Source organism: Dubosiella newyorkensis (assembly GCF_001945605.1).
Lineage (GTDB): Bacteria > Bacillota_I > Bacilli_A > Erysipelotrichales > Erysipelotrichaceae > Dubosiella > Dubosiella newyorkensis.
In genome coordinates, this window is record NZ_MPKA01000146.1 from 1 (window position 1) to 10,702 (window position 10,702).

Consider the following 10,702-nt stretch of genomic DNA (forward strand, 5'->3'; position numbering starts at 1 on the left):
TCCACAGGAACGTTTTCACGGACTTACTGCATCTGAAGTAAGAGAAGCTGCAAAAGCAACCGATGAACCGGTACTGTATCCAATCAAAGAGAATAAACGAATCAAAAAATACTGGGAAGGTATAGATAAAAAAAAGGCCTCTTTAATAGCAAGTGCTATTAAAGAGGCGGATCTCCAGTAAATTATTTCCCGTGTCTACTTGACAGGGTGCTGATCAGCCCTCATATGCTTCCTTTTTCAAAACTTTCCAATCACTTAACTCTGAAATGATTAATCCAATGAAATAGCCAATTTTTAACTCTCCCTAAAAGTTGTCTTGTCTATTTACAAGCTTAATATACCAAGGTAAAGTTCAAATGTCAAGAATTTGCACTACAAAAACACATTTTTTATCGATATTTTCCACGGGTAAATTATTGATTCATTCCGTATTTTACTCTGGTTTTTTATTGGTTGAACCAATTTAGGCGTTCATGATCTCTAATGCCTCCCTTGGATGGTCGGTAATGACACCATCTACCCCCCACTCCTTAAACTTTTGTATATCTTCTTCTTGATTGACCGTCCATACCCAATATTTTTTTCCAAATTGGTGCGCCAATTCAATATCTTCTTTTTTCGCTTGCGGAGCCCTCAAAGCAAAAGAATCGATCCAATCGCATTTTACATAGCTAGCCACATCTTGATTTTCATTTAGCAAAAGCTGCTTGAACATTTCCGGATACCTTGAGTCTAACGCATTCAAGCTTTGAACATCCCATGTTTGAACTGTGACATTCTTGGTTAGTTTTGGATTCTTTTCAAGACACTTCTGCAAATTATCAAGAGCAGGCGTCCCCTCTTTCAGTTCGATCAAATAGAGGATAGAATCCCCAAACCGATTAAAAAAATCTTGAAGCGTATGAAGTGATTCTCCATTATGGACAGTTAATGAGGATAGCACTTCATCACTTGTATTATTAATGATATAATCTTTACCAGTTAAACGTAATGTCGATGGGTCATGAGAAACGTATAAAGTCCCATCCAACGATTGGTAGACATCCAATTCGATCTGACGGCATCCTTCATCGATCGCGGATTGATAAGCCGCAAACGTGTGCTCTAGTTGATTCGCTGACGAACCCCTATGAGCGACAACTTGAAGAGTCGGATTGATGTAGGTTGAATTTTTCAAATCCACGATCCGGAGAGGATCGGAAAAATTCATTCCAAATAAAAGAATTGCAGTCAAACTGCCTATCCCAATAGAAATTAATTTTCTTAGAATTCTCATAGTGCCATTTTACTCAGATTTTTAAATTTTGCCTATCAAATTACGTCTAACTCGATAAAGAAAGGCCTATAAAATGAATACTATTTTAATAACAGGCGCTAGTTCTGGAATCGGACAAGCAAGCGCATTATATTTTGCGAAAGAAGGATGGAACGTGATCGCAGGAATGCGTCATCCACAAGAAGACCGTAAACTTAACGATATAGAAAACATCCATAAAATCAAGCTAGATATTACGCAACAAGAAGATATCGATCACGCTTATGACTATGTGATGGAACATGGCGGGCTCGATGTCCTCTACAACAACGCTGGGATCAGCGTGAAAGGAGGACTTGAATCGATTCCTTCTGAAGCGATCCATTCTGTCTTTGAGACAGATTTATTTGGTCCGATCGCCTTGATGCAGAAATTTATTCCGTATTTTAAAAATAAGGAGAGCGGCGTGATCTTAGCTACCTCATCTTTATCGGGACTGATCTCTTTCCCATACGATGGAATCTATGCAGGAGCTAAGCGCGCTCTAGAAGGCGTGATGGAATCCCTCTATTATGAAATGCTTCCATACCACGTGAAAGTAAAAACGATCGTTCCTGGTCCAGTCAACACAAGTCTGAAAATGCAGACCTATACTTCCCAAACGAATTTGAAACCAGCCAAGAATTTGTCAAAAATCTTGATTCCTGATTTTAATGCGTTCCCCGAAGCAAGCGATGTCGCGAAAGTCGTCTATGAAGCCGCTACGAGCGAAACGAACCAATTCGAGTATATCGTAGGCTCTGTCGCCAATGAACTGCTTGCCCAACGCCAAAGCGAAGGGTTAGAATCTTTTAAAGATTCGCTAGCCGAAAAAATCTATAAACAATAAAAAATGGAAAGATGCTCGCTGATATGCATCTTTCCATTTTTACATCCAATAATGGGCTTCTAAATAACGACCGATCCCATCCTCTTCTACACTATGTTCTGTGATAGCATCCGCTCTTTCTTTTGTTTCCTTTGAACCATTCTGCATGGCGACACCCCATCCCGCTTTTTCTAGAAGGGGAATATCATTTTCCATATCGCCAAACGCTATGATCTTCTCTAGAGGAATATTCGATTGCTGCGCAAACCGTTCTAGACCCATTCCTTTATTGACTCTTGGGTCTTGGAATTCGATCGTAAAATGCTCAGGCGCACGGAATGTCTCAACGGAAATCCAAGCATCTGATCTATTTTTTTCGATCGCCGCATAAACAGCTTCAAGCTCGTCCCCTTTGCAGTGGACTTCGATTTTTCCTGTTTCCTGCTTTGATAAGCGCTGAATATCTCCTACTTCCACGTGGGAATGATTCCTGCGAATCGAGTCTTTCATAAAGTCATCCATTCTTAGGCACGCCACTTGATCATAGCCTTTTTCATAAACGATCGCATTGATGTCAAAATCTTTTAAAAACGACAAAATCGAAAAAATATTTTCAGAAGATAAAGGATAGTAGTGTTCGATCACTCTATTTTCTTTATCCCACAGATCGCCGCCATTCATGCCGATCGCAAAATCAAATTCAAAACTTAAATTCCACTCTTTCGCTTTATCCAATATTCTTTGATCGAGCGGTCGTCCCGTTGCGATCCCAACAAGGACACCTTCTTGATGAAGTCTTTCCAAAGCGTTCCTTGTTCTATCTAAAAGCTTTTCGCCTTTCGCAACGAGTGTCCCATCGATATCCGCAACAAATGCTTGTATATTTTTCTCCATATTCTTCTCCCTTTTCTTGCGATTCAAAAGCATATTAATGGATTTTAGAACTTGTTTCAATAAAAAAAGACCACATTTCTGTGATCTTCTTGGAAATCCAATTAACGTTTTGAGTATTGTGGTCTACGACGAGCTGCTTTAAGTCCGTATTTTTTACGTTCTTTCGCACGTGGGTCACGTGTAACGAATCCAGCCGCTTTTAATACTGGACGATAGTCTTCGCTAGCTTCCATAAGAGCTCGCGTGATTCCGTGACGGATCGCTCCAGCTTGACCAGTGTAACCGCCACCATTTACATTTACAAGCACATCGAATTGATCCAATGTATTTGTAAGTTCGAGCGGAGATTTCACAACTTGTTGAAGAATCGTGCTTGGTACATATTCTTCCAAAGATTTTCCATTGACTTTGATGTTACCAGTTCCTGGACGCAAGAAGACACGAGCAACAGATTTTTTACGACGTCCAACGCCATGGTATTGAACGATATTTGACTTTTTCACTGCCATTTTCTATTCCTCCTATCCTTTTACCTTCAGCTCAACTGGCTTTTGAGCTGCGTGCGGATGTTCGCTTCCTGTATATACATACAAGTGTCCGCGCATTTGATCTCCAAGCTTAGTATGAGGAAGCATACCTTGAATCGCACGCTCTACCCATTCAACTGGATACTTTTGCTTCATTTCTTTTGCTGTACGCGTACGAAGTCCTCCAAAATAACCGGAATGGTTGTAGTACTTTTCTGTATTCAACTTATTTCCTGTCATTTCAACTTTATCCGCATTGATTACGATCACATAGTCACCGCAATCTACGTTTGGGGTATACGTAGGTTTGTGTTTTCCTCTCAGCACATGTGCACATGTTGTTGCTAGACGACCCAAAGTTTGACCTTCTCCATCAACAACATACCATGTGCGTTTTACTTCAGCTGGTTTAGCCATTGTAGTTTGACGCATGATGTGTTTTCCTCCTGTGTTTTGAGCATTTACCGGGGCTCAAACGGCCAGAGTTTAGCCAAGCTAAATAATACCAAAACCTAGTGATTTGTCAATGATAAACGCTTAAAACTCCTCTTGCTCAAGGGCCAAAGCCAACAAATATGAATAATTGATCGGCTCAATATACTCTACGATTTCTACATGATATTGTTCCAAGGTCTTGCGAGCCTCTTCATAGTAGGTGGAATTCAGGTCCGAAGGGCAATGCGCATCCATTCCGATGATCGCTTTGCAGCCATAGCGGCCCGCGATTTCCCAAAACTTAGGATGCGGATACATGATCCGATCTTCCTTTTGATTAGCCTGCCAGCCAAGAACATTGTATTCGAGTGGAATATCGAGTTGCTTGCATACATAACAAATTTGCCGAAATCCTTCTTCGATCTCTGGACCCCATTCTAAATACGTATTGCGAAAAATCAATTCTGGATGGGCTAAATAGGCGTACATCCCTGTTTTTAAGCCTTCGATGCATGTCTCAAAATATTTAGCAATATAGCGACGATCTGTATGTCCAAAATAAATACCATATTCATCGCTCAAATAAAAATGATTTCCCAGGATCAAGTAATCGATTTGTTCATCCACGCAAAACGTCAATAACCAATCGGTGTATTTTGGATAGTATTCCGCTTCAAGGCCTAATAAGATCGTGATCTGTGATTTATATTTTTCCTTAAGAGCTAAAACGCTTTTTTTATACTCCTGAAATTCATTGACATTCATTCGGATTTGGGATTCAAATTTTGAGTCATATTCCCAACAAGCATGATCTGAAAATCCAAGCACCGAATACCCGTTCTTGATCGCTTCGAGCACATACTCTTCATCCGAACCTACAGCATGATGACATCGTATAGTATGGGTATGATAATTCGTTCTGATCGGACTTGATTCATCCATAATAGACCTCCATCAAATAAAGCCCTTGAGGGGGCGCGTTAAAACGGCAAGCGTGTTTATCTTTACGATCCAGGATCTTTTGCACATCTTCTACTTCGATTTTCGATTGCCCTAATGCCAATAAAGTGCCAACCATCATACGAACTTGATAGCGCAAAAAACCTGTTCCTACAAATGAAAAACGAATATCACCATCCTTTTCTTGAATTTCGATGGAATGGATCGTTTTGGTACGAGGCTTTCTCGGGTCGATCTTGCACGAAGAATAACTCGTAAAGTCATGGGTTCCTTTTAAAAGAAGAGCGCCTTTTTTCATCTTCTCAAGATCGACGGGCTGCATCAAAACTGTCTTATATCGAAATGAAAAGGGATCGTCTTTATTGAGCGTGCATATATAATCATATCGTTTCCCGGTCGCTGAAAAGCGAGCATGAAAATCATGGTCAACAAGAACACAGCTCTGCACTCGGATATCCAAAGGCAAAAGACCGTTGAGCGCTCGTTTATATTGCGTAGGATGGATATCTGGGCGCTCTTGAAAGTGGATCACTTGTCCTCGCGCATGAACTTTCGCATCTGTCCTTCCACTCGCGACCACTTCACAAAACTCACCATGAATTTTTTGAAGCGCTCTTTCAAACACTTCTTGGATCCCGAGCGCGTTGGTCTGCTTTTGCCATCCTGCGTAGTTTGATCCATCATAAGCGATGATAGCTTTGATCATGAAATACCACGTACGCTAATATAAATACAGGAAACAAGGATCAGAAAAGAAAGAAGCATTCCTGCGTAATCGATCCCAGTCATTTTTAATACTTTATAGCGGGTCCTAGGCTTTTGCGGATCGTAGCCTCTAGCTTCCATCGCATTGGCTAATTGATCCGCTCGGTCAAAAGCCGATACGAAGAGTGGAACGATCAAGGCAAGGATCGCCATCACTTTTTCTTTCATACTTCCGTTTTCTAAATCCACACCCCGTGACGCTTGCGCATTCATGATCCGTTGTGTTTCTTCGATCAAGGTAGGAATAAACCGAAGCGCGATGCTGATCATCATAGCGATAATGTGAGCAGGCAATCCGATCTTTTCGAAAGGATGAAGCAACTTTTCGATTCCCAATGTCAAATCAAGCGGCTTTGTGGTCGCTGTTAAGATCGTAGTGATTATGATCATCATCATCAGACGAACGACGATGTAAAGTGTTTGATAGATCGCATCCGAATAGACCGAGAACCAACCCCATTGGATCCATGGGGTTCCTGTCTTGATCACAAAAATATTGATCAAGAGCAAGAAGGCCATCATGAAGATCATTGGTTTTATAGAACGAAGAGCAAATGATAAAGACAATTTCGACAACTTTAAAGCAATTAAGATAAATAATCCAATCAACACATATCCCCAGATGCCAGCAGGAATGAAGATAGCGATCATCAAAAATAACATGATCATGATCTTGGCGCGCGGATCCATTCGATTGACGAGTGAATTTAAAGGTAAATATCGTCCTAAAGCAATGTTATTCAACGTTCTTCACCTGTCCTTTCACACATTCGACAAGAGCGTCCATATCTAAGATCGTATCTGGAATTTGAAATCCTTTTTCTTGCAGCATCTTTTTGAGACGAATCAAGCTTGGCGGATTGATACCAATTTCTTCCATCCATTCTGGATGTTCGAAAAATGTCTGCACATCGCTTTCTTTTTTTACTTTTCCATCTTCGAATACGATCACATGATCACAATACTGTTTGACATGTTCCATATCATGCGAAACGAGAAGCACCGTTTTTCCTTCTTTTTTATTGAGATCCATGAAAAGATCCATCATTTCTTTGGCTCCTTGTGGGTCGAGGCCTGCTGTTGGTTCGTCTAAAACGAGCACATCCGGATCAAGGACCAAAATACCTGCGATCGCTACTCGTCTTTTTTGTCCACCGCTTAGATCAAAGGGCGAACGTTCTAAATACGTTTGGTCTAAGCCGACGATCGGAAGCACTTTCTTGACAAGCGTGTTGGCTTCTTCTTCCGTGACGCCAAAATTTTTTGGCCCAAAGGCGATGTCTTTTTCGATTGTTTCTTCAAAGAGCTGATATTCTGGAAATTGGAAGACGAGTCCTACTTTTTTTCGCAGTTCTTTTACATCTTTCAGCTTAGCGGCTGGATCAATATGAAATCCTTCGACATCGACTGTCCCGCTCGTAGGCAATATAAGCGCGTTTAAGTGTTGGACAAAGGTGCTTTTGCCAGAGCCTGTTTGTCCGATGATCGCTGTCACCTTCCCTTCTGGAATTTCGAGGGTAATTCCTTTAAGGGCTTGATGTTCAAAAGGAGTGCCTGCGTTGTATGTATGTTCTAATTGGTTTGTTTTAATCGACATAGTTCATCTACAACTCCTTCTAAAGTACAGATTCCATGATCAAACACGCCTTCTTTTTGAAGGGCATTGGAAAACTTTAATGCGAATGGGATATCTAGCTGCATTTTCTTTAATTCTTCTTCATGTTTGAATATTTCCATAGGAGTGCCACTCATTTTTACGTTCCCTTCTTGCAGAACGATCACATTCTGGCTTTGAGCGACTTCTTCCATATCATGTGTAATCGAGATCACGGTTATATTTTTTTCATCATGAAGTTTTTTGATTTGATCGTTGATGCTCTTTTTTCCTTGTGGATCGAGCATGCTTGTTGATTCATCAAAAATAATGATGTCGGGACTCATTGCTAATATCCCTGCGATCGCGACCCTTTGTTTTTGTCCACCCGATAATTTTGTCGGCTCCGTTTCTAAAAAATCAAGCATTCCTACTTTTTGGGCAGCCTCTTCGATTCGAGCTTGCATCTCTTCTTGAGGTACGCAGTGGTTCTCCAATCCGAAGGCAATATCATCAGCTACAGTCGAGCCGATAAATTGATTGTCTGGATTTTGAAATACGATCCCTACGTGGGAACGAATATCATATACGGTTGTTTCATCCAGTTTTTGTCCTAAGATTGTGATTTCTCCTGTTCGCGCTTCCAAAAGGCCAATCAACAATTTTGCGATCGTGCTTTTTCCTGAGCCATTATGCCCGATGATCGTTGTATAGCTTCCTTTTGGGATCGAAAAGGAAGCATCTCGAATTATATCGGTTTCTCCATCGTACGAAAACGAACAATGGTCTACTTTTACTGCATCCATTTCTTTTCTCCTTAAACTTCTTTATTATAGCAAAACTCCTTATAAAACCTATAAAAAAAGAATGGAAGTCTCCATTCTTAATGTGCGAACGTATAGCCTTGATATTGCGCGTCAGTTTGCTTGATCGCGTTGATCAAAGAAGCTGCTAAGAAAGTCAAACCATCAATCGTCATTTCTCCGTTATAGAGAATATCCACGATATTCGAAACGGAATCATACGAAGAAGATAATCCATCTTTCGCAAGAGCTTCTTGAAAAACATCGGCGGCTTGAGCGTCTGGTGTGGCGAAAGACAAAGTGACTGGAAGCACATTTGAATCCATTCCGACCCAAGATAAGATATCCGCCTTTAAAGCGGGGATCTCTTCGCTTTGTGTATCATCTGGTGCTGGAAGTAAGTAATTATCCAGATCTTTTTTTCTCTTATCGATCACGACTTTCGCGATCCCTGCTGCTCCCAGTGCGATGCCTGCAGCTGCTGCTGCCACTTTCCACCAATTCATATTATTTCCTCCTTGTAAGCGCTACACCATCTCCGATCGAGTAAAAGATCGTATCGAATGAACTATGGTTTTTTAAAAAATCTTTATAGGCTGCGATTTTTCGAACGAGATGTTTTGTGTTGCGGTTTTTTGTGTTTTCTGGGTGTTCTACTAATCCATGAAAACTCATATTGTCTGAAATAATTATACCATCCTCACTTAAAAGAGGAGAGTACTTTGCAAAGAAGCGCTGATATTGGGCTTTTGCGGCATCGATAAAAATAATGTCGAACTTTTCAGAAGGTATGCTGACTTCATTCGCGTCGCCTTCTATGAGATGGATCCTTTCTTCAAGTCCAGCTTCTTTGATGTTCTTCTTGGCTTGAGCAATCATTTCTGGATCTCTTTCAATAGTTGTCACTTGAATAGAATCGTCTAAGGAGGCGATCGCGATCGCTGTTTTTGCGATAGCGGTTCCAATTTCGAGGACTCGTTGTCCTTTTTGGTTCATGATCGTCTCGAGTAGAAATTGAAGTCCATCATCCATCATCACAGGAACTTGATGCTTGGTGGCGAATCGTTTTAATTCTGCTTGTGTTTTCATATACAAAAAAAAGTGAAGCAGATTACTACTTCACAAATTCAACAATAGCCATTGGGGCTGCATCACCGCGACGAATTCTCGTTTTGATGACACGAGTGTAGCCTCCATTACGATCTGCATAGGCTGGTCCGATTTCATTGAACAATTTCTGCAAAGCAGTTGTTCCATTATCATCAACTTCGATGTTGCGAACATAGGCAGCTGCTTGTCTACGAGCGTGTAAATCTCCGCGTTTTGCGAGAGTCACAAGGCTATCTACAACAGCGCTTACTTCTTTAGCTTTCATTTCTGTAGTTTCGATTTGACCGTGTTGAATGACCGATGTCGCCATGTTTCTGAGCATAGCTTTACGGTGATCCGCTGTACGACCTAATTTACGGTTGCGCATTCTCGTTCCTCCTGTTTTTATTCGTTATTTGACTTGAAAGAGAGTCCCATCGAATGGATCTTCTCTTTGACTTCTTTTAAGGATTTCTTTCCTAGATTTCGCACATGCATCATTTCATCTTCTGTTTTTTGGATCAATTCTTCAACGGTTGTGATGCCAGCACGCTTCAAACAGTTGTATGAACGAACAGAAAGTTCTAGATCTTCGATCATCTTTGACTGCAATGCGTTTTTATTAACTTCATTTTCCTGTTCTGGCTGATTGGATTCTTCCAAAATGTCTTCATCCAAGTTACGTAAGATCGCTATATGATCTCTTAAGATCTTAGATGCGATCGATAAAACATCCGATGGTTTTAATGTACCATCCGTTACGATTTCCATCTCGAGCTCATCATATTCTTGTCCTTCTTCGTTAACTTTCGGATAGCTTGTATATCCTACTCGGCGAATTGGAGAATAGAGTGCGTCGGTATAGATCGTTCCTAAAGGCTGGTTATCGGATTGATACATGTGTTTATTGGTTTCTGCTCCAACATATCCTCGACCTAATCGAGCTGATAATTCCATATCAATGGAAGCTCCCTGTGACAAAGTACATATTTCTAAATCAGGATTGAGCACCTCTACCCCTTCTGGACATTTGATGTCTTTTGCGTATACGGTACATGGTCCTTCCTTTTTGATTTCTAAAGTATGGACCTCATTATCATGAATATCGATTTTCAAAACGAGCTGCTTAATATTCAAGATAATAGAAGCTACATCTTCGCTCACACCTTTGATTCCGGTAAATTCGTGATACACACCATCGATTCGGATCGCAAAAACTGCGCCTCCTGGAATGGCCGACAACATTACCCGGCGTAATGAATTGCCAAGCGTGATTCCGAATTGACTCTCCAATGGAGTGAAAATAAATTTTCCAGATGTTTGTGTTTCCTCAACTGTTTGAATATTATACTTTGTCATTCAGGCACCTCCTTATTGTGTGCTATTATCCGCGAGGTCTTTTTGGTGGACGGCATCCATTGTGAGGGATCGGTGTGACATCATTGATCATCGTGATGTTCAAGCCCGCTACCTGCAGCGCCCGTACAGCCGCTTCACGTCCAGGTCCTGGTC

16 protein-coding genes are annotated in these 10,702 nt (G+C 41.0%); 2 read left to right on the plus strand and 14 right to left on the minus strand.

Going from position 1 to position 10,702, the window contains the following annotated elements; all coding sequences use genetic code 11:
• A partial coding sequence (locus tag BO225_RS12465) for a hypothetical protein (RefSeq protein ID WP_198936074.1) occupies window positions 1–181 on the plus strand: 181 nt, incomplete at its 5' end.
• A 282-nt stretch (window positions 182–463) separates the two neighbouring features.
• Here BO225_RS12465 and BO225_RS11865 read toward each other — a convergent pair.
• Window positions 464–1,234, minus strand: coding sequence for a glycerophosphodiester phosphodiesterase (locus tag BO225_RS11865; protein ID WP_158023846.1), 771 nt, complete (start codon window positions 1,232–1,234; stop codon window positions 464–466).
• A gap of 115 nt (window positions 1,235–1,349) precedes the next feature.
• Between BO225_RS11865 and BO225_RS11870 the strand changes: the two genes are divergently transcribed.
• On the plus strand, window positions 1,350–2,144 hold the full coding sequence (locus tag BO225_RS11870) for an SDR family oxidoreductase (RefSeq protein WP_076342404.1): 795 nt from the start codon (window positions 1,350–1,352) through the stop codon (window positions 2,142–2,144).
• A gap of 39 nt (window positions 2,145–2,183) precedes the next feature.
• Here the strand turns inward: BO225_RS11870 and BO225_RS11875 are convergent, their stop codons facing one another.
• The 13 genes from BO225_RS11875 to rpsK form a co-directional block, all read right to left on the minus strand.
• Window positions 2,184–3,017 (minus strand): Cof-type HAD-IIB family hydrolase, encoded by an 834-nt coding sequence (locus tag BO225_RS11875; protein WP_076342405.1) that lies wholly within the window; start codon window positions 3,015–3,017, stop codon window positions 2,184–2,186.
• A 101-nt stretch (window positions 3,018–3,118) separates the two neighbouring features.
• Window positions 3,119–3,526 (minus strand): 30S ribosomal protein S9, encoded by a 408-nt coding sequence (rpsI, locus tag BO225_RS11880; protein WP_076342406.1) that lies wholly within the window; start codon window positions 3,524–3,526, stop codon window positions 3,119–3,121.
• Between the two features lie 12 nt (window positions 3,527–3,538).
• Window positions 3,539–3,976 (minus strand): 50S ribosomal protein L13, encoded by a 438-nt coding sequence (rplM, locus tag BO225_RS11885; protein WP_076342407.1) that lies wholly within the window; start codon window positions 3,974–3,976, stop codon window positions 3,539–3,541.
• 105 nt (window positions 3,977–4,081) lie between these two features.
• On the minus strand, window positions 4,082–4,921 hold the full coding sequence (locus BO225_RS11890; RefSeq protein WP_083632215.1) for a histidinol-phosphatase: 840 nt from the start codon (window positions 4,919–4,921) through the stop codon (window positions 4,082–4,084).
• Window positions 4,914–5,645 carry a tRNA pseudouridine(38-40) synthase TruA gene (truA, locus tag BO225_RS11895; RefSeq protein WP_076342408.1) on the minus strand — a complete coding sequence of 244 codons (732 nt, stop codon included), beginning with the start codon at window positions 5,643–5,645 and terminating at the stop codon, window positions 4,914–4,916. The genes BO225_RS11890 and truA overlap by 8 nt, the downstream gene beginning before the upstream one ends.
• Window positions 5,642–6,448 (minus strand): energy-coupling factor transporter transmembrane component T family protein, encoded by an 807-nt coding sequence (locus BO225_RS11900; RefSeq protein WP_076342409.1) that lies wholly within the window; start codon window positions 6,446–6,448, stop codon window positions 5,642–5,644. Before BO225_RS11900 ends, truA begins: the two co-directional genes overlap by 4 nt.
• Window positions 6,441–7,301: an energy-coupling factor transporter ATPase gene (locus BO225_RS11905; RefSeq protein ID WP_076342410.1), complete on the minus strand. Its 861-nt coding sequence runs from the start codon at window positions 7,299–7,301 to the stop codon at window positions 6,441–6,443. The genes BO225_RS11900 and BO225_RS11905 overlap by 8 nt, the downstream gene beginning before the upstream one ends.
• Window positions 7,277–8,104, minus strand: coding sequence for an energy-coupling factor transporter ATPase (locus tag BO225_RS11910; RefSeq protein ID WP_076342411.1), 828 nt, complete (start codon window positions 8,102–8,104; stop codon window positions 7,277–7,279). Before BO225_RS11910 ends, BO225_RS11905 begins: the two co-directional genes overlap by 25 nt.
• A 77-nt stretch (window positions 8,105–8,181) precedes the next feature.
• On the minus strand, window positions 8,182–8,607 hold the full coding sequence (locus tag BO225_RS11915; protein WP_076342412.1) for a hypothetical protein: 426 nt from the start codon (window positions 8,605–8,607) through the stop codon (window positions 8,182–8,184).
• Between the two features lies 1 nt (window position 8,608).
• Window positions 8,609–9,190 carry an O-methyltransferase gene (locus BO225_RS11920; protein ID WP_076342413.1) on the minus strand — a complete coding sequence of 194 codons (582 nt, stop codon included), beginning with the start codon at window positions 9,188–9,190 and terminating at the stop codon, window positions 8,609–8,611.
• A 25-nt stretch (window positions 9,191–9,215) separates the two neighbouring features.
• Window positions 9,216–9,578, minus strand: coding sequence for a 50S ribosomal protein L17 (gene rplQ, locus BO225_RS11925; protein WP_076342414.1), 363 nt, complete (start codon window positions 9,576–9,578; stop codon window positions 9,216–9,218).
• Window positions 9,579–9,595: 17 nt separating this feature from the next.
• On the minus strand, window positions 9,596–10,549 hold the full coding sequence (locus BO225_RS11930) for a DNA-directed RNA polymerase subunit alpha (protein WP_076342415.1): 954 nt from the start codon (window positions 10,547–10,549) through the stop codon (window positions 9,596–9,598).
• A 25-nt stretch (window positions 10,550–10,574) separates the two neighbouring features.
• Window positions 10,575–10,702: 30S ribosomal protein S11 (rpsK, locus tag BO225_RS11935; protein ID WP_076342210.1), on the minus strand; the 128-nt coding region annotated here is incomplete at its 5' end.